This is a genomic window from Planctomycetota bacterium (assembly GCA_035384565.1).
Lineage (GTDB): Bacteria > Planctomycetota > PUPC01 > DSUN01 > DSUN01 > DAOOIT01.
Map to the genome: position 1 here is coordinate 41,641 of DAOOIT010000036.1, position 22,617 is coordinate 64,257.

At 69.4% G+C, this 22,617-nt stretch carries 16 protein-coding genes and 1 pseudogene; 6 read left to right on the top strand and 11 right to left on the bottom strand.

Annotated elements, in window-relative coordinates; all coding sequences use genetic code 11:
- The 7 genes and pseudogenes from PLE19_14310 to PLE19_14340 form a co-directional block, all read right to left on the bottom strand.
- The coding region (locus PLE19_14310; protein ID HPD16124.1) for a 2Fe-2S iron-sulfur cluster-binding protein at positions 1-408 on the bottom strand (408 nt) is incomplete at its 3' end.
- Positions 409-419: 11 nt separating this feature from the next.
- On the bottom strand, positions 420-2,279 hold the full coding sequence (gene nuoF, locus PLE19_14315) for an NADH-quinone oxidoreductase subunit NuoF (protein ID HPD16125.1): 1,860 nt from the start codon (positions 2,277-2,279) through the stop codon (positions 420-422).
- A 30-nt stretch (positions 2,280-2,309) separates the two neighbouring features.
- Positions 2,310-2,852, bottom strand: a complete 543-nt coding sequence (locus PLE19_14320; GenBank protein ID HPD16126.1) for an NAD(P)H-dependent oxidoreductase subunit E — start codon at positions 2,850-2,852, stop codon at positions 2,310-2,312.
- Positions 2,853-2,864: 12 nt separating this feature from the next.
- Positions 2,865-3,611 (bottom strand): annotated as a pseudogene (locus PLE19_14325) (FAD-dependent oxidoreductase).
- An 18-nt stretch (positions 3,612-3,629) separates the two neighbouring features.
- Positions 3,630-4,517 (bottom strand): CoB--CoM heterodisulfide reductase iron-sulfur subunit B family protein, encoded by an 888-nt coding sequence (locus PLE19_14330; GenBank protein ID HPD16127.1) that lies wholly within the window; start codon positions 4,515-4,517, stop codon positions 3,630-3,632.
- Positions 4,514-5,086 (bottom strand): 4Fe-4S dicluster domain-containing protein, encoded by a 573-nt coding sequence (locus PLE19_14335; GenBank protein HPD16128.1) that lies wholly within the window; start codon positions 5,084-5,086, stop codon positions 4,514-4,516. The genes PLE19_14330 and PLE19_14335 overlap by 4 nt, the downstream gene beginning before the upstream one ends.
- A complete protein-coding gene (locus PLE19_14340) occupies positions 5,083-9,093 on the bottom strand; it encodes a cytochrome c3 family protein (GenBank protein HPD16129.1) in 4,011 nt (1,336 codons plus the stop codon). Before PLE19_14340 ends, PLE19_14335 begins: the two co-directional genes overlap by 4 nt.
- Positions 9,094-9,676: 583 nt before the next feature.
- On the opposite strand from PLE19_14340, the gene PLE19_14345 reads away from it, so the two are divergent.
- The 4 genes from PLE19_14345 to ccsA (PLE19_14360) are packed head-to-tail and all read left to right on the top strand — an operon-like array spanning position 9,677 to position 13,600.
- Positions 9,677-10,264, top strand: a complete 588-nt coding sequence (locus tag PLE19_14345; GenBank protein HPD16130.1) for a cytochrome c family protein — start codon at positions 9,677-9,679, stop codon at positions 10,262-10,264.
- A gap of 24 nt (positions 10,265-10,288) precedes the next feature.
- On the top strand, positions 10,289-11,674 hold the full coding sequence (locus tag PLE19_14350; GenBank protein ID HPD16131.1) for a NapC/NirT family cytochrome c: 1,386 nt from the start codon (positions 10,289-10,291) through the stop codon (positions 11,672-11,674).
- The gene (locus PLE19_14355; protein HPD16132.1) at positions 11,671-12,765 is read left to right on the top strand and encodes a cytochrome c biogenesis protein ResB; all 1,095 of its coding nucleotides are present in this window, start codon (positions 11,671-11,673) and stop codon (positions 12,763-12,765) included. Before PLE19_14350 ends, PLE19_14355 begins: the two co-directional genes overlap by 4 nt.
- Positions 12,758-13,600: a cytochrome c biogenesis protein CcsA gene (gene ccsA / locus PLE19_14360; GenBank protein ID HPD16133.1), complete on the top strand. Its 843-nt coding sequence runs from the start codon at positions 12,758-12,760 to the stop codon at positions 13,598-13,600. Before PLE19_14355 ends, ccsA (PLE19_14360) begins: the two co-directional genes overlap by 8 nt.
- 86 nt (positions 13,601-13,686) lie before the next feature.
- Here ccsA (PLE19_14360) and PLE19_14365 read toward each other — a convergent pair whose 3' ends face one another.
- The 4 genes from PLE19_14365 to ccsA (PLE19_14380) are packed head-to-tail and all read right to left on the bottom strand — an operon-like array spanning position 13,687 to position 19,463.
- Positions 13,687-15,081, bottom strand: coding sequence for a sigma-54 dependent transcriptional regulator (locus PLE19_14365; protein HPD16134.1), 1,395 nt, complete (start codon positions 15,079-15,081; stop codon positions 13,687-13,689).
- Positions 15,053-17,284 (bottom strand): ATP-binding protein, encoded by a 2,232-nt coding sequence (locus PLE19_14370; GenBank protein ID HPD16135.1) that lies wholly within the window; start codon positions 17,282-17,284, stop codon positions 15,053-15,055. The genes PLE19_14365 and PLE19_14370 overlap by 29 nt, the downstream gene beginning before the upstream one ends.
- Positions 17,281-18,597 carry a glutamyl-tRNA reductase gene (gene hemA / locus PLE19_14375; protein ID HPD16136.1) on the bottom strand — a complete coding sequence of 439 codons (1,317 nt, stop codon included), beginning with the start codon at positions 18,595-18,597 and terminating at the stop codon, positions 17,281-17,283. Before hemA ends, PLE19_14370 begins: the two co-directional genes overlap by 4 nt.
- Positions 18,594-19,463 carry a cytochrome c biogenesis protein CcsA gene (gene ccsA, locus PLE19_14380; protein ID HPD16137.1) on the bottom strand — a complete coding sequence of 290 codons (870 nt, stop codon included), beginning with the start codon at positions 19,461-19,463 and terminating at the stop codon, positions 18,594-18,596. Before ccsA (PLE19_14380) ends, hemA begins: the two co-directional genes overlap by 4 nt.
- A 1,162-nt stretch (positions 19,464-20,625) precedes the next feature.
- Here ccsA (PLE19_14380) and PLE19_14385 point away from each other — a divergent pair.
- Together PLE19_14385 and PLE19_14390 are read left to right on the top strand one after the other, a co-directional pair.
- Entirely contained in the window at positions 20,626-21,210 is a 585-nt protein-coding gene (locus tag PLE19_14385; GenBank protein HPD16138.1) for a cytochrome c3 family protein, read from the top strand.
- A 99-nt stretch (positions 21,211-21,309) separates the two neighbouring features.
- Entirely contained in the window at positions 21,310-22,530 is a 1,221-nt protein-coding gene (locus PLE19_14390) for a hypothetical protein (protein ID HPD16139.1), read from the top strand.
- Positions 22,531-22,617: the final 87 nt, after the last annotated feature.

Genomic DNA, 22,617 nt, shown 5'->3' on the forward strand with positions numbered 1-22,617 from the left:
GGTCCCCGTCGAGCCATCGGAGTGTTCGGTGTTCGGTGCTGGGGGTTGGGGGGTGGGTGAAGAGAAGAGGGGCTGGGCGTCGTACTCCTGCGCCAGTTTCACGAGCACCTCGCTCTCGGGGCTGCGCGAGAGGAGCAGGCTGAGGGTCAGCCGGCGCGAGGCCCGCACGGCCTTCGAATTGGTGTCGATCACCAGTCCGTTCTGGGCGGGATAGGCGCACGCGGGCATGAGGCCGGGGCGGCCGCCGCCGGTGATCTCGACCACGCACACGCGGCACGCGCCCGCGGGCGGCACGGCCTTGTGGTGGCACAGGGTGGGGATCTCGATGCCGAGGGTCTTCGCGGCGTCGAGCAGCGTCTGCCCGTCCTGAACTTCGGCTTGCCGGCCATCCATCGTCAGAGCGATCATCGGGGGGTCCTTCAGCTTGTCACCACGGCGCCGAACGGGCACGCCTCGTAACACACGCCGCACTGGACGCACTTGGCCGCGTCAATCACGTGGGGCTGCTTCTTCTCGCCGGCGATGGCGTTGCTGGGGCAGTCGCGCTTGCACAGGCCGCAGGCCTTGCAGACCTCGGCCTCGATGCGGAAGCGCACGAGCGCCTTGCACACGCCGGCGGGGCACTTGCGGTCGCGGATGTGGGCCTCGTACTCGTCGCGGAAGTAGCGCAGGGTCGAGAGCACGGGGTTGGGCGCCGTGCCGCCGAGCATGCACAGCGACGAACTCTTGACGTACCCGGCCAGCTCTTCGAGCTGCTCGATGTCGCCCTCGCGGCCCTTGCCCTCGGTGATGCGGGTGAGGATGCGATGCATCTGGTCCACGCCCTCGCGGCAGGGGGTGCACTTGCCGCACGACTCGTCGGCGAGGAAGGCCAGGAAGTAGCGGGCCACGTCCACCATGCAGGTCCGTTCGTCCATCACGATCAGGCCGCCTGAGCCCATCATGGCACCGGCCTCGGTGAGCTTCTCGTAGTCCACGGGCAGATCGATCAGGGCCTCGGGGATGCAGCCGCCCGAGGGGCCGCCGGTCTGTACGGCCTTGAGCTTGCGCTTCTTCTGGATGCCGCCGCCGATGTCGAAGACGATCTCGCGCAGGGTGGTGCCCATGGGCACTTCGACGAGGCCGGTGTTCTGCACCTTGCCGACGAGGGAGAAGACCTTGGTGCCCTTCGAGCGCTCGGTGCCGATGGAGGCGAACCAGTCGGCGCCGCGCTCGATGATCACGGGCACGTTGGCCCAGGTCTCGACGTTATTGATGTTCGTCGGCAGCCCCCACAGGCCCGCCTGGGCCGGGTAAGGCGGACGCTGACGGGGGCTGCCGATGTCGCCCATGATGGAGGCGATGAGCGCGGTTTCCTCGCCGCACACGAAGGCGCCGGCGCCGCGCACGATCTCGACGCCGAACGAGAATCCCGAGCCGAGGATGTCGTCGCCCAGGAGGCCCATCTCGTGGGCCTGCTCGATGGCGACCTGGAGGTTGCTGACGGCGAGGGGGTATTCGGCGCGGACGTAGAGGTAGCCCTGGTGCGCGCCGATGGCATAGGCGCCGATGACCATGCCCTCCAGCACCGCGTGCGGGTCGCCCTCCATGATGCTGCGGTCCATGAACGCCCCGGGGTCGCCCTCGTCGCCGTTGCAGATGATGTACTTCTCGTCGCCGGGCTGGGCGCGGCAGATGGCCCACTTCTTGCCCGTGGGGAAGCCGCCGCCGCCGCGGCCGCGGAGGCCCGACTTCGTGATCTGGTCAATCACGCCCTCGGGCGTCATCTCGAGCAGCGCCTTGGGCAGGGCCGCGTAGCCGCCGGCGGCGATGTAGTCCTCGATGCTCGTGGGGTCAATGGTGCCGTTGTGGCGGAAGACGATGCGCTGCTGCTTGGCGTAGAAGGGCACCTCCCCCTCGAGGCGGCACTTCTTCTTTGTCACAGGGTCGCGGTAGAGCAGGGAGTCCACCACCTCGCCTTTGCGCAGCGTCTGCTCGATGATGGCTGGGATGTCGCTGATCTGGACGCCCTGGTAGAAGACCTCCTGCGGGTGAATGACGACGAGGGGGCCTTTCTCGCAGAAGCCGTGGCAGCCGGTGGCGCGCACGTCCACGCCCGTGAGGCCCTCGGCGTCGAGCTGGCGGCGCAGTTCCTCGAAGAGCTCCATGCTGCCGTTGGCGCGGCAGCCGGTGCCGGCGCAGATGGCCAGGCAGGTGGCCTTCTCGTCGCGCTCCGAGCGCAGGTAATCGCGGAACTCGGCCAGGTCCTGTGGCGAGGTGAGGCGTGTGGCTACGGCCATTCTCGGTCCCTTCCGCGTGCGGGGCACGCGCTAGGCGGTCACGGGCTCCTTCTCCTTCGCCTCGGCGCACTGCTCGATGATCTGCATCATCTTGCCCACGGTCATCTTGCCGTGGTACTTGTTGTTCACGGTGACCACGGGGGCCAGGGCGCAGGCGCCCAGGCAGTTGACGCGCTCGAGGGTGAACAGCATGTCCTTGGTCGTCTCGCCGTGGCCGATGCCCAGCTCGCGGCTGATGGCGTCGGCCACGCTGCCGCCGCCGCGCAGGTGGCAGGCGGTGCCCAGGCACACGCGGAGGACGTACTTGCCGCGCGGCTTGAGGCTGAAGGCGTGGTAGAAGCGCGCCACGGCGTAGAGGCGGCTGAGCGGGAGGCCCGACTTCTCGGCCAGGTAGGTGAGGGCGTCTTGCCGGAGGTAGTTGAACTCGTCCTGAATGTCCTGGAGCAGCCCGATGACCATGCCGGCGCGGTCGGTGCAGCGCTCGAGGATCGCATCCACCTTGGCGGCCACCTCGGGCGGCGTGTGGGCGGCCACCGAGCGCGGCGCGGGGACGGCGATCTTGTTGCGGGCCATGCAGTGGTTCCAGCAGTCGCCGCAGCCGGTGCACTTCTTCATGTCCACGCTGCGGGCCTTCTTGCGGATCTTGATCTCGAAGTTCCCCACGTAGCCGTCCACCTGCTCGATCTCCGAGTAGGTGAGGAGCTTGATCTTCTGGCTCTGCATGATCTCGACCATGCGGGGGGTGAGGATGCACTGCGAGCAGTCGAGGGTGGGGAAGGTCTCGTCGAGCATGGACATGTGGCCGCCGATCGAGGGCTTGCGCTCGACGAGGACGACCTCGTAGCCGGCGTTGGCTACGTCGAGCGCGGCCTGGATGCCGGCGATGCCGGCGCCGATGACGAGGACGCGCTGGGTGACGGGCACCTCGATCTCGGCCAGGGGCGCGTTGCGCTTGACCTTTTCGACCATGAGGCGCACGAGGTCCTTGGCCTTCTCGGTGGCCTCGCGGCGGTTGGTGTGCACCCACGAGCAGTGCTCGCGGATGTTGGCCATCTCGAACATGTAGGGGTTGAGGCCCACGCTGGCCACGGTGCGCCGGAAGGTGTTCTCGTGCATGCGCGGCGAGCATGAGGCCACCACCACGCCGGTGAGCCGATGCTGCTGCACGGCGTCGGTGACCAGTCGCTGGCCGGGGTCCGAGCACATGTACTTGTAGTCCTTCGCGATCACCACGCCGGGAATGGTCCGCGCATAGCGGGCCACCGCGCCGGAGTCCACCGTCTCCGCGATGTTCGCGCCGCACCAGCAGATGAAGACGCCCACTCGAGCCACGGGCCAGACCCCTTTGCATCACAGATAGACCGCTGTCTCGACGAGCCCCTTCTCGGCGAGCAGCGGCATCGGGTCCACGATTACTTTGTCGAGGCACAGGTCCCCGGCTTCGAGGCCGAGGGCTAGGCCGAGCATCTGGGTGAAGTAGAGCACGGGCAGGCCGAACGCCTCGCCGAACTGCGCCTCGGCGTTCGACTGGAAGAGGTCGAGGTTGGCCTGGCACAGGGGGCAGGCGACCACGAGGGCGTCGGCGCCGGCGTCCCTGGCGGCCTGGAGGATGCCGCCGCTCAGGCGCACCACGGTGTCCTGCATGGCCAGCGTCAGGGCCGCGCCGCAGCATTCGGTCTTGCACGGCCAGTCCACCGGCTCGGCGCCCGTGGCGGCCATCAGGTCGTCGAGGAGCGTGGGGTACTCGATCTTGTCAATCCGCAGCTCCTCGGGCAGGCGGGCGAGCAGGCAGCCGTAGTAGGAGGCGACCTTGAGGCCCTTGAGCGGGCGCGTGACGCGGGCGCGCAGGGCGTCGAGCCCGACCTCCCGCGCCAGGATCTCGGCGATGTGGAGCACGCGGATGCCGCCCTTGTAGTCCTCCTCGATGATGCCGTTGACCTTGGCGAGGAGGGCGGGGTCCGCCTGGAGCTCGGCGTTGGCCTGCTTGAGGCGGCTGTAGCAGGCCGAGCAGCAGGTGAGGATGTCGAGGCCCTGCTTCTCGGCGGCGGCGCACGAGATGGCGGGCAGGGCCACCGAGAGCAGGTGGTTGGTGGCGTGGGCGGGCGTGGCGCCGCAGCAGACCCAGTCTTCGATCTCCTCGACGGCGACGCCGAGGGCGGCGAGCACGCCGCGGGCCGAGCGGTCGTATTCGGCGGCGCCGGAGAGGAGCGAGCAACCGGGGAAGTAGCCGTATTTCATCGGGGCGCGACCTCCTCCTCGCAGCGCTGGAAGACGCGCTCGAGGCGCTCGATGCGGTGAACCTTGTGGGGCGAGAGCGTGATCTTGCCCTTCAGGAAGTACCAGGGCGCCTTGGTGAGGTTGGTGAAGAGGCGGCCCGAGTTCATGTTGTAGCTGGCCATCAAGGCCACCTCGCTCAGGCGGCCGAACTCGCGCACGCAGTCCAGGAACGCGCGGTAGAAGGTCCACACGCGCTCCGCGCCGTTGGAGGGGGGCACGCGGCGCTCCTGGGCGAGGCCGCGCAGGACGTCAATCACCCGCACGATGTCCACCCCCATCGGGCAGCGGCTGTTGCAGGTGCCGCAGGCGGCGCAGCACCACACGGTCTCGTTGCCGAGGGCCTCGGCCTCGAGGCCGAGCTGCACCAGGCGCAGCACGCGATTGGGCGAGAGCGCCAGGTCGGCGGCCACGGGGCAGCCGCCCGTGCACTTGCCGCACTGGTAGCAGTCGCTGAGGTTCTGGCCGCTGCGCTCCTCGACGACGCGGAGGAAGTCGGAGTGGAGCGCCTTGTCGGCGAGTTGCCATTTCATGGGGCGGTCTCCGGAGCCTTGGCCTGCGCGTTGAGCAGGGCGGCGGCCTTCTTGAGGTCGGCCGCGGCGCGGTCGAGCAGGGTGGAGGTGTACGAGTAGTTGTGGGCGCCGTGGCTGCCGTCGCGCTCGATGCAGGAGAGGCGCCCCTTGGCGGCGGCGACGAGCTGGCGGGCCTGGTCGCGGTTCTCGTTGCCGGGCTGGCTCGTCTCGCAGGCCTTCTCGAGCGCGGCCACGCGCGGGGCGAGGGCGGCGAGGCGGTCGCGCGTCTCTTTCTGCCAGTCGGCGAGCATGTCGCCGTAGCCCTTGTCGCCGTGGCAGCCGGCGCACGGGCGCGGGCCGGCGGCGCGGGTGACGTAGCTCGCGTCGCCCACGGCCACCGTCTTGTCCTCGATGTGGCAGCCGTCGCAGGCCACGCCGGCCTTGTACATCACGTCGGGCTCGGCCGGCAGGTCGGCCACGGCCTGGCCGGCGTACATGCGCTCCTGGATCGAGTGGCGCTCGCCGCCGTGGCAGGTGCCGCACTGCGACGAGGCCATCATCTGGTGCGGCTTCATGCCCTCGCCGTGGCGAATCTCGTCGTGGCACTGGAGGCAGTCGAAGTGGCCCTTGGAGACGTGGGTGAGGTGGAACTGCTCCTGGTCCTTGACCTCGGGGGTGCGGCGCAGGTGGCAGCTCTGGCAGCGGGTGGCCGACACAGCGCCGGCGCCCTGGGTGATCTGGCTGTGGCAGTGCTCGCAGCGCACGTCGTTCTTGCCCTTGAGGAACTTGGCGTGGTTGAAGGGTTGGCCTTCGAACGTGACCGTCTTGTCGGGCAGCGTGTGGCACGTCTGGCACTCGCCCGCGGCCACGGGCTTGCTGCCGCGGCCGTAGAAGTGGCAGGTGAGGCAGGTGGTCTCCGCCACGCTGATGTGCTGGCCCTCGACCATCTGGCCGTGGCAGCTCACGCAGTTCAGCTCCTTGCCGCGCGGGTGGCCGCTGAGGTGCTTCTCGTGGCTGAACTTCACCTTGCCGTGGAAGAGCACGGTCTCCTTGTTGTGGTCCATGCCCGCGTGGCAGCCCGAGCGCATGCACGACTTATTGCTGATGAGCGCGTGCGGCTTGCTGTCGTAGGCGTGCGACATGTACTTGACGAGTTGCACGAGGCCGGCCATCTTGCCCTCGAGCTCGGCCTCGACGCCCGGCTCGTAATGGCACTCCACGCACGCCACTTCGCGGTGCGACGAGTGCTGCCAGCTCTCGTAGTAGTCGCCCATGTAGTGGCACGAGATGCAGAACTTCGGGTGCTCGGTGATCTTGATCGAGTAGGCCGACAGCACCACGAAGCCGCCGAAGCACACGGGCACCGCCGTGATAGCGGCGCCTCGCCAGGTGAAGATCGAGAACATCGGCAGCGTGCCCAGGCGGTCCACCAGCCGCTTGAGATAGGGCAGCAGGTAGAACGTGCCCAGCACGCCCGTGCCGATCACGAGGTAGAACAACACGTCCTGCGTGAAGCGGCTCGTGCTTGCCTTCACCCAGTCGTAGGCCATGAGCGCCAACGCCAGGGTGAGCAGGAACGCAAAGAGGTCCTTGCGCAGGATCAGGAAGAGAGCGGCGAACACGATGCCGTTGACGAGGAACACCACCCACGTGCCCTGAGCGGCCGGGGAGAAGAGGCTCACGAGGCCGCAGAAGGCGGCGAGCAGCGCGGCGCACACGTAGAGCGGCGGCGACCAGGCCTGGCCGCGCCCGCGTTGCACCGCGAAGCCGATGGCGAGCCACGCGAGCGCCAGGGCGCCGAGCAGCGGGGCCTGGGCGCGGTAGGGTGTGCCTTGCGCCGCGGCGAGGGCGAACAGCGCCGCCACGGTGAGCCAGCACACGGTGCCCACGCGGAACCCGTGCGATGCGTGCAGCCGGGGCATGAGCCCGTACAGCAACACGAAGAGGCCCGCTGCGCCTGCCACCCGCGCGTCCACGCCCGGCCAGCCCTGGATGAGCGCCGCGCAGGCCAGGGCAATGCCGGCGAGGTGCCCCGAGAACGCCCAGCCGCGCGACTCGCTGGGGAAGCGCCCCCTTGCCAGCGCCGCCGCCACGAAGAGCGCGGCCACCACGCCCGCGCCGGCGGCCAGCCGCGCCTCGAGCAGGGGCATTTGGCCGAAGATCACCAGAAGCGTCCCGAGCGCGAAGAGCGCCCCCGCCACCCGCGCGAGCCGCACGCCGCGGCACATCGCCCATGAGGCCAGGCACGCTGCCGAGAGCGCCAGCACGCAGGCGCCGGCTCCCGCAGGGCGCAGGCCGCTCAGCGGGCCCAGCACAACGGCAGCCGTGGCCGCCAGGATGCCCACGCCGGTCACCAGCCTGTCGAAGAGGTCGCAGTTCGTCTGCCGGCCGCGCCAGCCGGCTATCAGAATGGCGAGGCAGCCGACGGCGGTGGTGGCATAGAGGGCATGCGCCGCGCCCGATGCAGCCGCAAGCACCACCGCGGCCGCTGACAGCACGAGCCACGCCAGGTTGGCCGCGCCGCGGAAGACCTTGCGGCCGTCGGCGCTCGCCACTGCGAAGGCCGCCCCCGCGGCGAGCGCCGCGGCACCACAGGCTACCCAGGCCAGCGGCAGGCGCCCCGAGAGCAGCACCGCCGACACCACGGCCCCCGCACTCGCGGGGCCTGCGGCATACAGGAAGCTCTGGCTGCGAGTCACGCCCGCCATCGCAACACACGCTGCCAACGCCACGGCGGCCGCCGCGAGCGCCGCTAGCGGCCCTGCCACCGCCAGCGCCACGTACCAGGCCACGAAGGCAGGGAACACGGCCGCCTCGGCCAGAGCCAGGCGGGTCGGGGCCGCGCTCTTGTCAGCCAATTGCTCGTGCAGCAGGCCCAGCCCGAGGACGAGGGCGGCCGGCGCCGCCACGAACAGCCCCGCCGCCAGCCCGGCAGGCGCATGCGCAGCAAGGCCGAGCACCCCGGCAGCCAGAAAGTAGACGGCCGGCAGCACGTGGACGTTTCGCGTGGCCGACGCGGCGCCACGCCGCAGGGCCACCCAGCCGAGCGTCAGACCGCAGGCCAGCGCCGCCGTGGCCGCATAGGGGTTCACGGGCAAGGCCAGGGTCACCGGGATCAGCGGCAGCGTGAATGCGATGGAACCCAGGAAAAGCCACTTGGCAACGGCGCGCTCGGCTTGCGTGGCGCGCCGCACGTCGCCCACCGCCTCGGCCAGCCAACCATAGGCCAACCACAGCGTGAACGACGCCAGGGTGAGGTCCAGCAGCAGAAACCGCCACTCGAAGGCGGTGGAGGCCAGCGACAGGAGGATCGCGCCCGCTGCACAGAAGAAGAAATGGCGCGACCAGCCGAGCGTGCGCGCGCGATGGAGGCGCGTGGCCACCGAGAGCAGCAGGAGGGCAGAGGCCGCGCCGGCGAGCCAGCAGAAAGACGCCGACCACACGGCGGCGCTCAAGAGCATCGCGCCCAGCACGAGGAAAGCGGACAGTACATAGGTATAGCCGGCAGGCGCCCCCGCCACGGCGTGCGCCAGGTACAGCGCCGCGTAGCCCAGGAACGCGATGCCTGCCACGTAGCGCCCGAACCCAGACTGCCCCGCGAGGCGCGGCGCCTGCGCGAGCGCCCACGCCGCAAAGATCGCCACGGTGATGTTCATGGCGCGAAACACCGTGGTCGGGAACGGCGCCAACTCAGGCGAAAGGCGCCTTCCCAGGTGCCGCCCCACGACCCACAGCGCAACCACGAGCGGCACCGAGAGGATCGGAAACGACTGCGCCGGCGCGCCCAGCGCATAGCAGGTGAGGAAGTAGGCCACCGCGCCGAGCAGCATGGTTGCGTAGAGGAAGTGCGCCCGCCGCGTCACCACGGCCGCCATCAGGTAGGGCAGCGAGAACGCGAAGACCAGCCCCGCGGTGAGCCCCGGACGCTCCCCTGCGAAGTCCTTCGCGGCGATCACGAGCACGAGGGCGATCAACAGGCCGAGGTGCTGCAAGGCCTCGGCGGGAAAGGCTGTCAGTCTCCGGCCCACGGGTGCGTCACCCTCCTATGTGCGGGGACACGAATCACGCCCGACCCCGGCCCCCTCCTGCACAATCCGTGCCAACGCGGTGCCGCCGTGCCACCCCCGCGTTCTTCGGGCATCAGGGGCGGATCGCCGTGGCGCGCGGCGCGTGCGCGCGGCCACTGTCTTCCAGGAACTGGGAAAAAGAGCGGGAACATTTCCAGCGGCTGCCGGACCCCGGGGGGACACGACGGAGGCAGATGCCGCCCTCCGGCGAAGAACCGCCGTGTGCCTGGCGAGGCGGGGTCGTGGGCGCGGGGGCCGCGCGCCGGGGCGTTTGGGGCAGGGCGCTCACGCTCGGCGGCCGGCGCGGGAGAAAGGCGGCGGGGACAGTCTCCGGCAGGTTCTGGCCTTGGACGCCGGCCGGCAGTTGAAACGTGGCACACTATTTGCCATGCTACTTGGACCGCTGGGGCAGGTTCTGCGCCCGGAGAGTTTGAAACAACAGGTTCCTGTGCCCCAGAGGGCCCGACCACTGCCGCCGCGTGTGTCGTGTGGCCTGCACGGAGCGGAGCAACCAGGCGACGGCGGCAGAAGGAGAGCGAGAGCGATGAAGCGAAGCGTGCGGTGGATGGCGCTGGCGTGGATGCCCGCAGCGGCCGCCCTGATGGCCGGCGCGCAGGGCGAGGAGAAGCCCAAGTGGATCGGCGTGGAAGCCTGCGCCAAGATGTGCCACAAGTCCCAGGCCCAGGGCAATCAGCTCGGCATCTGGGAGAAGAGCGAACACGCCAAAGCCTACAAGAAGCTGCTCACCCCCGAGGCCAAGGAGGTGGCGAAGAAGCTGGGCATTGACGCGCCCGAGAAGAGCGACAAGTGCCTCAAGTGCCATGCCAGCGGCTTCGGGGTGCCCAAGGACATGCTTGAGGAAGGCTTCACGGTGGAGCACGGCGTACAATGCGAGACCTGCCACGGCGCCGGCGAGTTCTACAAGAAGCAGACGGTGATGAAGGACCGCAAGAAGGCCGAAGCCCTGGGCCTGGTCATCGGCGACGAGAAGACCTGTCTCCAGTGCCACAACGATACGTCGCCGACGTGGAAGGCCGACCGCTATACGACGAAGGATGGCAAGAAGGTGGGCTTCGACTTCGAGCAGATGTGGCCGAAGATCGCCCACCCCAAGCCGAAGGACACTGAGTAGGGCCGCAGGCAGGAAAGGGCTCGAATGCTCCGTACGTTACTGTGGGTGCTCGGCATCTACCGATCCGAAGAGAACGAGCGACGCCTTCGGTTCCGCCGACGATTCTACGTCTGGATGGCCGCGTTCGTCGTCCTCGGCGGCGGCGGGGTCTTCATGTGGCAGAGCACCAAGTCCTGGTTCTGCAAGACCTGCCATATCATGGAGCCGTACTACGAGTCGTGGAAGACCTCGACCCACGGCCAGAAGGGGGTGGAGTGCATCGAGTGCCACTTCCCGCCCGGCTTCCAGAACGCCCTGGCGGCCAAGTTCCGCGCCGCCTCGATGCTCGTGTCGTACATCACCGGCACCTACGCCACCCAGGCGCGGGCCGAGATCGAGGACGCCTCGTGCCTGCGCTCGGGCTGCCACGACACGCGGCTGCTCGAGGGCAAGGTCCGGTTCAAAGGCGTGCACTTCGACCACAAGCCCCACCTCTCCGACACGCGGCGCGGCAAGAAGCTCCGGTGCCAGACCTGCCACTCCCAGATCGTCCAGGGCCTCCACACCACGGTCACCGAGTCGGTGTGTTTCACCTGCCACTTCAAGGACCTCAAGAAGGGCCGCGTGGAGGAGCCTGTGGCCGGCTGCACCGGCTGCCACGACGTGCCCTCGAAGCCCATCAAGCTGGCCAGCGGCGACGAGTACAACCACGCCGACTATGCGAAGGTGCCTTGCTTCAAGTGCCACTTCGACTCGGTGGAGGGCGACGGCCGCGTGCCCCGGCAGGTGTGCATCGGCTGTCACAGCGAGCCCAGCCACCTGGCGAAGTTCGACGACCACGAGTTCATGCACGAGAACCACGTCACCAACCACAAGGTCGAGTGCTTCCACTGCCATAACGAGATCCGCCACGGGCGCGCCCCCGAGCCCGAGCCGATGGACCCCATCTGCAACCGCTGCCACGTGGGCAAGCACGACTATACGGCCCAGCTCTACCGCGGCACAGGCGCCCGCGGCGTGAAGGACAAGCCCAGCGCGATGTCGCTGGCCAAGGTGCAGTGCATCACGTGCCATCAGATTCTCGGCGGCCTGCCCGGCCACGCGCCCCTGGCCACGTACGAGGCCGGCGAGAAGTCGTGCATCGAGTGCCACGGGAAGCAGATCGAAGGCACGCTGGCCTCATGGAAAGAGGAGGCCGCCGACGCATTGAAGAAGGCCGAAGACGCCCTCGCCAAGGCCGAGGAGGCCGCCAAGGCCCTCACCGATCCCGATGCGAAGCAGAAGGCCGAGGCCCTGCTCGGCGACGTCCGCCACAACCTCAACCTCGTCCGCTACGGCAAAGGGGTCCACAACCTCGAGTACTCCCAGAGCGTGCTCAAGGCCGTGCGCGCCAGCGCCGCCGAGGTCGCCAAGCTGGGAGGCGGGAGATGAGCGCCCCGGCCGAGCAAGCCGAACCGAAAGCCGCCTCCGCCCTCCAGCGCGCGCTCAGGCTTCTGCGCTCGGTGCGTTTCGCCATCGTGCTCATGGCCATCATCGCCGCCGCCTGCATCGTGGGCACCCTTGTCAAGCAGGAGCCCTACGACCCCACGAAGGCCATCGCTCACTATGGCCGCGCGCTCGGGCTCCTCGTGGGCCTGCTGGGCCTTCACCAGCTCTACCACACCTGGTGGTTCATCGCCCTGCTGGGGCTCTTCGCCCTCAGCACCACCGTGTGCGCCCTGTCGCGGCGCCGCTTCCGCCTGCACACGATCGGCTCCAGCGTCGTGCACCTCAGCGTGCTCTTCATCGTCGCGGGCGCCATTGTGCGCGGCGCCGTGGGCATCGAGGGCGTGGTCACGATCACCGAGGGCCAGACCGTTGAGGAGTTCGACACCGACCAGGGCAAGCTCCCCCTCGGCCTCCGGGTGCGGCTCGACGACTTCCGCGTCACCCGCCGCGCCGACAAGGCCGAAGTCATCGTCTTTCTCCCCGGGGAGGAACGCGGCCGGGCCTACCCCGCGGCCGTGGGCAAGCCCGTCACGATTCGCCCCGACGGCACGACGCTGGAAGTCCTCCAGTACCTGCCGCATTTCATGATGGACGGCTCCCGCGTCTACTCCGCCTCGGAGGAGCCGGTGAACCCGGCCATCCAGGTGAAGCTCAGCGGCCCGGGCGGCGAATCGAGGCGTTGGCTCTTCGCCCGCTTCCCCGACGTGCACAGCCGCGGCGCCAGCGAGAACGACCCCATCCTCCGTTACCAGCAGCCCGTGCGCACCTTCGAGAGCCACCTCACCGTCCTCGACCCCTCGGGGGCTGAGCTGCGCAAGGCCGTCGTCCTCGTCAACAGCCCCTTGCGTGTCGGGCGCTACACCCTCTACCAGCTCAGCTACGACCAGCAGACCGAGCAGAGTTCCACCCTCGAGGTCGTCTACGACCCGGGCGTTCCTATCGTGTTCATCGGCTTCCTGCTGATGCCGCTCGGCATCGCCTACGTCTTCTACATTCAGCCCATCCTCAGGCGGAGGGCCGCCGGCCATGTATGAGCAGTTCTGGCGCCTCTCGTTCATCGTTTTCGCCGCCGCGCTGCCCCTGAGCGCCGCGCACGCCATCATCCGCCAGGCCCGCCGCAAGACCGGCGGCGCCCACGACCCCGCCTGGCTCGTCTGGTTCCGGCGCCTCGCCAACCTCGTCATCGCGGCGGGCTTCGCCGCCCTCACGGCCACCATCATCGCCCGCTGGAACGAGGCCGGCTACCCGCCGTTCTCGAACATGCCCGAGTCCCTGATGTGGATGGCCTGGGGCCTGTGCGCCGTGTACTTCGTCGCCCGCTGTTTCGCGGATTTCTCGGGCCTCGAGGCCGGCGCGTGCGTGGGCGTGCTCGCTGTGCTCGCCGTCTCGGGCCTCTTCGATCACGCGCCCAGGCCCCTCATGCCCGCGCTTCAGAGCAACTGGCTCATCTTCCACGTCCTCACCTGCATGATCTCCTATGGCGCCTTCTTCGCCGCTTTTCTCATGGCGCTGCTGTGGCTCGCCTTCTGGCGCCGGCGCGAGTCGGGCAAGGTGGTGGACGCCCTGTCGTACCACACCATGGCTTTCGGCTTTCTGCTGCTCACCGTGGGCATCATCAGCGGGTCGGTGTGGGCCAGGCAGGCCTGGGGGCGCTACTGGGGCTGGGACCCGAAGGAGACCTGGTCGCTCATCACCTGGTTCGTCTACGGCATCTACCTGCACTACCGGCTGCTGGGCGGCTCGCGGGGGCCTCGGCAGGAGCGGCTGCCGATGCTGAACGCGCTTTTCGCGGTCCTCGGCTTCGCCGTCACGCTCTTCACCTACTTCGGCGTGAGCTACCTGCTGCCGAGCCTCCACTCGTACTCGTGAGCCGGCCGCGGAACTCCCAGCCGCAGCCGTGGAGGGCGTGTGCCGCCGCCGCTGCGCCGGCGCAGGCGGGCCGCCGGCCTGCCCGCCTACGTCCCGCCAGCCGTGTCTGCCGCCTGACCGTCGCCTCCTGGCTCGGGCTCGGGCTGTTCGAGCTTGCGGTAGAGGCTGGAGAGGCTGATCCCCAACATCTTGGCCGCCTTGACCTTGTCTTGCCCCGTGAGGGCGAGGACGGCGCCGATGTGGTCCAGCTCGGCGCGGCGGAGGACGCTGCGGAGGTCGAGCGGGCGCTCGGCGGGGCCGGCGGCGAGGGCTTGGAGGCTGTGGGGCAGGCCGTCGGGGGTGAGGTGGTCGCCGTCGGTGAGGATCATGGCGCGTTCGATGGCGTTCTCGAGCTCGCGGACGTTGCCCGGCCAGTGGTAGGCCATGAGGATGGCCATGGCCTCGTCGGTGACGCCGAGGACGCGCTTCTTGAGCTCCTGGCTGAAGCGCTCGACGAAGTGGGCGACGAGGACGGGGATGTCCTCCTTGCGCTCGCGCAGCGGGGGCATGTGGATTTCGAAGACGTTGAGGCGGTAGTAGAGGGCGTCTATGAACTTGCCCTCGCGCGAGGCGGCGGCGAGGTCGGTGCTGGTGGCGGCGAGGATGCGCACGTCGGCCTTGACGGAGGCGGTGGTGCCGATGGGCACGATCTCCTTGGCCTCGACGGCGCGCAGGATCTTGCTCTGGAGGGGGAGGGGCATGGCGCCGATCTCGTCGAGGAAGAGGGTGCCGGCGTCGGCGGCGAGGAAGAGCCCCTCCTTGCTGCGGACGGCGCCGGTGAAGGCGCCCTTGGAGTGGCCGAAGAGCTCGCTCTCGAGCAGGGTGTCGGGCAGGGCGGCGCAGTTGACGGTGACGAGGCGGCGGTCGTGGCGCTCGCTGAGGCGGTGCACGGCGCGCGCGACCACCTCCTTGCCGGTGCCGCTCTCGCCGCTGATGAGCACGTTGCTGGTGGTGGGCGCGACGCGGCGGATGAGGTCGCGGACGCGCATGATCTTGGGGCTGTTGCCCACGAAGCTGCGCGGCTCGTAGCGGGCGAGGAGCTCGTCCTGGAGGGCGGCGTGGCTCTTCTCGAGGGCCAGGTGGCTCAGGAGGCGGTCAATGCGCAGGATCAGATCGTCGAAGAGGAACGGCTTGGTGAGGTAGTCTACGGCCCCGAGCTTGACGGCCTCGACGGCGCTCTCGATGTCGCCGTAGGCGGTGATGATGATGAGCTGGAGGCCGAGCTTGCGCTCGGCCACCTGGCGCAGGAAGTCGAGGCCGCTCATGCCGGGGAGGCGCAGGTCGCAGATGGCGAGGTCGAAGGGCCGCCGGTCGAGCAGGGCGAGGGCGTTCTCGGCCGTCTCGCTGCCCTCGACGAGGTGGCCCTGCTTGCGCAGCACGCCGCAGAGCACGTCGCAGAACGGCTGCTCGTCGTCAATCACGAGGATTCTGGCCTGGGGCATGCTTCTCTCCGTCGGGCGGGCGGATCGGCAGCGAGATGACGAAGGTGGAGCCTTTGCCCACCTCGCTCTGCACGCGGATGGCGCCGCCGTGCCGCTGGACGATGTTGTAGCTGACGGCGAGGCCGAGGCCCGTGCCCTTGTGGCCCGCCTTGGTGGTGTAGAAGGGCTCGAAGACGTGCTGGATCTGCTCGGGCCGCATGCCGACGCCGGTGTCGGTGATCGCCACCTCGATGGTGCCGTCGGCGCGCCAGCTTCGGACGGTGAGCGTGCCGCTGCCGCCCAGGGCGTCGAGGGCGTTGATCATCACGTTGACGAAGACCTGCTGGATCTGGTGCTCGATGAGCAGGGTCTTCGGCAGGTTGGGCTCGATCTCCGATGTCACCTGGATGCCGCGGGCGCGCCGGTCGTAGCGCAGGAGACGCACCGTGTCGTCCACGATCTTCCCCACGTCGCCGTACTTCCAGTCCTCGTCGCGGGCCGGGCGGCCGAAGTCCACGATCTCCCGCACGGTGCGCGAGATGCGGTCAATGCATTGCTGCATCATGGCGAGTTGCTGGCGCTCCTCGTCGCCCCTGGCCGAGAGCTTGAGCACCTGCACGAGCGAGAAGAGCGAGGCCATGGGGTTGTCAATCTCGTGGGCGATGCCGGCCGCCATCTGGCCGATGGTGGCCATGCGCTCGCGTTGGACGGCGTGGTAGCGGAGCTGGCTGAGCTCCTGGGCCTTGCGGCGCAGGAGGAACATCATGTTGTTGAAGCCCTCGGCGAGTTCGGTGAGGCGGTTGGGGCAGCTCCGGAGGAAGACTTCGCACTCGCGGCACTGGATGACTTTCTCGGCGAAGGGGACGTTGCGCCGCTCGTCGCACAGGGTGCCCTCGACCTGCCAGCAGCGCACGCCCCTCTTGCCGTAGCAGGGGCAGCGGGTGTTCGTGCAGGCGCGCGCCTCCCAGCAGGTGGCCAGGTGGGGGTTCGAGTAGTTCAGCTCGAGCGTCTGGTCGCGCGCGGCCGTGTTGATCAGCTCGGCCACCTGGCGGGCGGCGGCGTCGAGCTGGTTGCGCGAGTTCTCGATCTGCGCGACGAGGTGGCGAAGGTGCTCGTTCGAGACCTCGAGCTCGGCCGTCTTCTCGTGCACTCGGCGCTCCAGGATGCGGTTGAGGCGCGAGAGCAGCAGCGTGGCGGCGCCCGAGGCGCCGAGGACGACGAGGATGATCAGCGCGAGCTGCACCCAGTGGGCGCGGCGGGCCGCGTGCAGCAGCCGCAGGGCGTCGGCCCTCGGCGCCCACACGGCCACCGACCAGGGCTCGTCGGCCACGTGCACGGGAGCGAAGCCGGCGAGCTTGGGCTGGGTGACGGCCGTGTCGTAGCGTTGGGTCGCCGCGTCCAGCGCGTAGTAGTCGAACTCCGCCACGCCGGTTTCGCCCGCCAGCATGCGCTTGGCCAGGCGGCCCAGCGAGGGGAACCGGCCGCTCTCGTGGAGGATGTTCTTGCCCGGGCTGCGCGGGTCCACGCACCAGAGCACGCTGCCGGTGCCGTCAATGAGGAAGGCGTAGCCGCTTTCCGAGGAGTGCGCCGTGGCGAGGAACTCGCCGCCCAGGTAGTTGATATCCACCACGCAGGCCACGAGGCCCGCGAACTGGGCGGGCGTGTCGGCCGACCCGTCCACCATGCTGCCCGTGAACATCGGCACGCCGATGAGCAGGCCCTGGGCTCCCTGGCCGCGGCTCTCGAGGACCGCGAACTCCACGATCCGGGCGTCCGCGGAGGCCGCGGCGCGGGCCTTCTGGAAGTAGCGGCGCGCCGAGAAGTCCGCGCCCTCGACCGGGGCGTCGGTCGCGCTGTAGCGCAGGCGCCCGTCGGGGCCGATCACCCCCACGTCCCACACGCCCAGGGGGGCCAGCTCCTGGCTCTTCAACCGCAGGTCGCGGCGGGTCGTCTCCTCTTCCAGCCGCTGGACGCCCGGGTCGTGCGCGAGAGGCCGCAGGGCCTGGAGGAGCGTGCGGACGTAGAACTCGATCGCGTGCGCCGCCTCCTGGGCCAGCACCTGCTGGCGGCGCTTGAATTCGGCGAGGGTGGCCCTCTCGGTCTCGCCGAAGGCCAGCAGGTCCAGCCAGAACAGGAGGGCGATGAGCGCGGCGGCGCCTCCCGCGATCCCCCAGGGGAGCCAGCGGCGTGGCCATTGGGCGGGTGGGGCAGGGGGGAGGGTCATTTGCCCAGCTCCCGGAGCGTGCGGCTGGGGGCGGGCGCGTGCGGCGCCGGACCCCGGCTCAGCCCGAACAGCCGCAGAGCTGCCGCCAGAAGGCCGCCGCTGTGGTCCTCGGGCGGCGACGCCTGGAGGGCGGCGATCGGCTGGTGGAGGATCTTGTTCACCACCCGGTTCGCCATGCGCTCGATCTCCGCGCGCGCCGGCTCGGGCAGATCGGGCAGCTTGTTCCAGAGCAGGGCCAGCTCCTGGTTCTTCAGGTCGTGCAACCGCTGCGAGAGCTCGGTGATCGTGGGCGCCAGCGCCAGCTTGGCCAGCCAGGACATGAACTGCCCGACCTCGGCCTCGACGATGGCCGTGCAGTGCTCGACTTCGCGCTGGCGGAGGGCGAGGGTCTCGGCGACCACGGCCTGGAGGTGGTCCACGTTGTACAGGTAGCAGCCCTCGACCTCGGAGGCGGAGGGCTCGACGTTGCGCGGCACCCCGATGTCAATGACGAACACGGGGCGGCCCCGCCGTACGTGCAGGGCCTCGGCGATGTCGGCCCGGCGGATCACGTGGTGGGGGGCGTCGGTCGAGGTGATCACGATGTCGGCGCGCGAGAGCGACTCGCCGAGCCTGTCGAAGTGCACGGCCGTGCCGCCCCACGCGCGCGCGAGCTCCTCGGCGCGCGAGAAGGTGCGGTTGGCCACCAGCAGCGCCGAGGCCCCCGCCGCGTGCAGGCTGCGCACCACGGCCTCGCCCATCTCGCCCGCGCCCACCACGAGCACGGTGCGCCCCGCGAGCGACTCGAAGATGTGCCCGGCCAGTTCGACGGCCACCGACCCTATCGAGGCTCGGCCCGCGCCGATCTCGGTGCGCGTGCGCACCTGCTTGGCCACCGCGAGCGCCTGCTGGAAGAGCCTGTGGAGCACCACGCCCGATGCCCCGTGCCCGGCGGCGGCCTCGTAGGCCTGCTTGACCTGCCCCGTGATCTGCGCCTCGCCCACCACCAGGCTGTCCAGCCCGCTGGCGACGCGGAAGAGATGCCCCACCGCCTCGGCGCCCACGCGGTGATACAGGTGCGGGGCGAAGGTCTCGGGCCATACCCCGTGGAACTCGGCCAGGAAGGCGGGCACCACGCCCTCATCCAGCTCGCCGCGGCCGCAAACGTACACCTCCACGCGATTGCAGGTGGACAGGAGGACCGCCTCGTCCACCCCGCGGCGGTCGCGCAGGGCGGCCAGTGCGTCCGGGATTCTGCTCTTGGGGAAGGCCAGCGCCTCTCGCACCTGGACGGGGGCCGTCTGATGGTTCAGCCCTGTGACCCGGATGGTCATGATGCGCCTCGATCGGCGGCAGCCTGCGCGGGGTCCTCTGGCGTAACATCCGATGACGTATAGACATGCACTGTGGCGAAGCTCACCAGCGTGAGCAGGAACCCCAGGATCGTGAGCCAGGCGGCGCGCCGCCCGCGCCATCGGGCGCGCAGGCGCACGTGCAGCACCGCCGCATAGAAGAGCCACACGACAAGGCCCCCCACCACCTTGGGGTCCGCGTACCAGGCGTGGCCCAGGGGCGCCGTCGCCTGCCGCGCCCAGAGCACCCCGGCCACCAGACCCACCGTGAGAGCAGGGAAGCCGAGCGTCAGGGCCGTGCGGTCCAGCCGCTCCAGCGACTCCAGCGGCGGCAGCCGGCGCCACAGCGCGGCGCGCGACGGGTGATGGAGCAGGCGCTCCTGGACCAGGTACGTGGCGCCCGCGGCCGCGGCCACCGCGAAGCCCCCATAGCCCAGGTAGACGGGCACCAGATGAAGCGCCAGCCAGAAACGCGCCAGCGAGCCGCGGCTCATCGGCTCCGAGCCGGCCGCAGCCCACATCACCCCGAGGCCCAGCACGAAGGCCGCCCAGAACACGGTCCCCATCCCCTGGAGCCGCGCAGGGCGTTCGCACAAGCCGAACACCGCGCCGGCCACCCACGAGAAGAGGGCCACCGAATCGAGCCGCGTGTCAATCGGAAGGCCGCCGGACGCGAGCCCGCGCGCCGCCAGGAACCAGGTGTGCAGGACGAGTGCGGCGGCCAGGCTGCCCCACTGAAGCCGCCGCCAGGCGCGCCCGCGCCCGATCATGCCGCGCACCCTGACGAACGCGTGCACCGCATAGAAGGCCGTAGCGCATTGGAGCACCGCGAGTTGCACAGAGGTCATAGGCCACCCGGAGGCATGGCCAGCCGCCGGTAGAGACCCGCGACGGCCGCTGGCGTGGTGCCGCTTGCCCTTTCGCCATACCCGATACGTTCAGTGTACAAGCCTGAGCAACCATTGTCAAGGATGGGAATCTTCGTGGACATGCCCCCTAATCCTGATGCCTGCGCTCTTCTCGTCCCTACGCTCAGCCCCCCTTCCTCGTCCCCACCCTCAGCCCCTTTTCCTCGTCCCTACGCTCTGCGTGGGGACGGGCCTCTGGGCCGCTCTGCGGCCTCTTCGTCCTCGGAAAAGAATGGTCGCGGGATTCAGGAACCTCCCGCGGGCTGAGAACCCGCGGGAGGTTGGGGTTGGACGCGGGAGCGTCCGGACCTCCGCCCCCACGCGGAGCGTAGGGGCGAGCGGAACCTCCCGCGGGTTGCGAGCCCGCGGGAGATTACAGGACGGGGAGGTCGGACGCGGGAGGGCCTGTGCCGAGCGGCTGGCGGGCACAGCCCGCCCATGCTGTATCAACCCTGTGAGGAGGAGAGTGATACAGCATGGGTAGATGGGCGAGAATGGGCGATTCGCGCGGCTCCGGCCATGCTCGGTCATCCGCGGGACGAACAGGTACGGAAGGGACATGGCCGCAGGGCGTAAGACATTGCGGCATAGAGGGTTATGTGGCGGACCTCGCTGGATCCGCAGGGTCGGTCTCAGGCTCCCCAGTGGCGGTCGCGTTAGGAGCGCGAGACCCTGATGAGCCTCAATCCCGTCCCCCCTCTGAGTTGAGGAAGTATGGCGCCTCTTGGGAGCCGACCCGCCTCCGCTGGCTGCGCGCTGTTCCCGCCGTCTCCAATGAGTTCGGCCTTGTTCTGCAATTCTGGGAATGGCCGCAATCCGCGATCGTACTCGGGTGTGCGCCGGTGCGTTGGTGGCCTTTGCAAGTCATTGTGACGACGAGAGTTAGCAGAAAGCTACTGGCTGGATTCCACCGGGAGGCCGTTGGCACGGAAAATGCTATGGAACTACTAGCAAGCGTGATTGGAAGCACGCAGACTACCCAGGACACCGGCCGAACATGAGGCGTCTGGCCATCGCGAGAGAGGAGGTGAAGCTCAGAGAGGCGCCGCAAGTCCAAGGCTTGTGAACTTCGCTCGCGAAACAGAAGTCGAAGGAGAGTGGTATGAGGTTCCTGAAGGCAGCACTCGGCGTGCTGATGCTGATGGCGATGGCGGGCTTCGTGTTCGCTGGATCGGCGGACGGCGACCGCACGAAGGGCGGTCTGGACGGCACGGATCACGACCTCCGGACGCGCCTCGGGATCAACCAGATCTGCCTGCCGTGCCACGCGCCGCACCACGGCGTCGAGGCCGACGAGGGTCCGCTATGGAACCACGCCGTGACCAGCCAGACGTTCACCCGCCACGGCGAGAACGTCACGCTCGGCCACAGCAGCAAGCTGTGCATGAGCTGCCACGACGGCGTCACCGCCGTGAGCAGCTACGGCGGGAGCATCGGCAGCGACCCGATCACCGGCGGTGCCAACCTCGGCAACGACCTGACGGACGACCACCCGGTGGGCGTCGAGTATCCCACGAGCGGCCCCTACGAGCCCAACAGCAGCGCCGGCACGAACGTGGCCAGCTATCTCGAGGACGGCAAGGTCGAGTGCGCCTCGTGCCACCGTGCGCACGGCGGCCTGGATGGCAAGTTCCTCCGCGTGACCATCGTCAACAGCGAGCTCTGCCGCGTGTGCCACACCTTCTGATTCGCGGCGTCGCACGCAGTGTCTGAGCGCGGGGGGACTGGACGCGCCAGTCCCCCCGCCGCATTCAGGGGGAGCGATTCAGCGAGGCCGGGCAACGTCGTGACCAAGACGGCTCACATCGTCCTGCGTCTGGCCGCATTGGGCTCATCGGCCCTTGTGCTGGCCGCGTGCCAGCGGGTTCCGGGCGCCCCCCGGGACGCGAAGCCCGTCTTCTACCCGCTGCCGCCCGATCCACCTCGGATTCAGTTCCTGACCTCCATCAACACGGCCTGGGACGTTGTTCCCGAGCGGGTGGGCCTCGCCGGCTTCCTGCTCGGGCCACGCGACCCGGGCGCCCGGAACAAGGCCCTCGTGAAGCCCTACGGCATCGCCGTATGGAACGAGCGGATCTACGTGTGCGATCAACGCGGCGGCGATGTGGAGGTGTTCGACCTCGCCAGGGGCGAGCACCGCTCGCTGAGCGGCACACGCGGCCTGATGAAGTCCCCGACCAACATGTGTGTGGACTCCGAGGGCTACAAGTTCATCGTGGAATCCATGCGGGGAGTCATCCACGCCTTCGACCCGCAGGACGCCCACGTGGCCAGCTTCAAGCTCCAGGAGGGGCGCCCCGGCGGCATCGCGGCGGTGGGCAATGAACTCTTCGTCACCGACGTCACCGGCGACCGCATCCTGGTCCTCGACCGCTCGACGGGCCAGGTGCGGCGCACCTTCGGCAGCAAGGGCAATGAGCCGGGCCAGTTCATCATGCCCAACGCCATCGCCGCCGACGCCGCGGGCAACCTCTACGTCAGCGACCAGATGAACTTCCGGCTCCAGAAGCTCGACCGCGAAGGCAAGCCGCTCCTGGTCACCGGGAAGGCCGGCGATGCCTACGGCACCTTCGCACGGCCGCGCGGCGTGGCCGTCGGCCCCGACGGCACCATCTACGTCGTCGAGTCGGTCTTCGAGATCGTCCAGATGTTCAACCAGGAGGGCAAGGTGCTCATGGGCTTCGGCAACTACCACGGCGCGCCCGGCTTCCTCGAACTGCCGGCCGGCGTGGCCATGGACACCTCGTGCCTTAAGCACTTCGCCCGATACGTGGACCCGCGCTTCGAGCCCGAGTACCTTGTCTTCGTGGCCAGCCAGGTGGGGGCGGCCCGGATCGGCATCTATGCCTTTGGCCACCTCAAGCAGGGCGCGGAAATCCCGGCCCTGAGCATCCCCAAAGCGGCGCCCAAGCCGGCCGAGGCCCCGCAGCCGGCCCCCAAGCCCCCGGAAGGCCCCCAACCGGCCCCCAAGCCCGAGCCCCCCGCGCCCCCGAGCAACCGCCCGTGAGGCGCGGCGTCCTCGTCCCTACGCTCTGCTCCCTTCTCTCGTCCCTACGCTCTGCGTGGGGACGGGCCTCTTGGCCGCTCCGCGGCC

Excerpts from the sequence above, each read along its gene's own strand:
- nuoF (HPD16125.1), bottom strand. The coding sequence starts at position 2,279 with ATGGCCGTAGCCACACGCCTCACCTCGCCACAGGACCTGGCCGAGTTC.
- PLE19_14330 (HPD16127.1), bottom strand. The coding sequence starts at position 4,517 with ATGAAATACGGCTACTTCCCCGGTTGCTCGCTCCTCTCCGGCGCCGCC.
- PLE19_14320 (HPD16126.1), bottom strand. The coding sequence starts at position 2,852 with ATGGCCCGCAACAAGATCGCCGTCCCCGCGCCGCGCTCGGTGGCCGCC.
- PLE19_14335 (HPD16128.1), bottom strand. The coding sequence starts at position 5,086 with ATGAAATGGCAACTCGCCGACAAGGCGCTCCACTCCGACTTCCTCCGC.
- ccsA (HPD16137.1), bottom strand. The coding sequence starts at position 19,463 with ATGACCTCTGTGCAACTCGCGGTGCTCCAATGCGCTACGGCCTTCTAT.
- PLE19_14385 (HPD16138.1), top strand. The coding sequence starts at position 20,626 with ATGAGGTTCCTGAAGGCAGCACTCGGCGTGCTGATGCTGATGGCGATG.
- PLE19_14345 (HPD16130.1), top strand. The coding sequence starts at position 9,677 with ATGAAGCGAAGCGTGCGGTGGATGGCGCTGGCGTGGATGCCCGCAGCG.
- PLE19_14370 (HPD16135.1), bottom strand. The coding sequence starts at position 17,284 with ATGACCCTCCCCCCTGCCCCACCCGCCCAATGGCCACGCCGCTGGCTC.
- PLE19_14350 (HPD16131.1), top strand. The coding sequence starts at position 10,289 with ATGCTCCGTACGTTACTGTGGGTGCTCGGCATCTACCGATCCGAAGAG.
- ccsA (HPD16133.1), top strand. The coding sequence starts at position 12,758 with ATGTATGAGCAGTTCTGGCGCCTCTCGTTCATCGTTTTCGCCGCCGCG.
- PLE19_14365 (HPD16134.1), bottom strand. The coding sequence starts at position 15,081 with ATGCCCCAGGCCAGAATCCTCGTGATTGACGACGAGCAGCCGTTCTGC.
- hemA (HPD16136.1), bottom strand. The coding sequence starts at position 18,597 with ATGACCATCCGGGTCACAGGGCTGAACCATCAGACGGCCCCCGTCCAG.
- PLE19_14355 (HPD16132.1), top strand. The coding sequence starts at position 11,671 with ATGAGCGCCCCGGCCGAGCAAGCCGAACCGAAAGCCGCCTCCGCCCTC.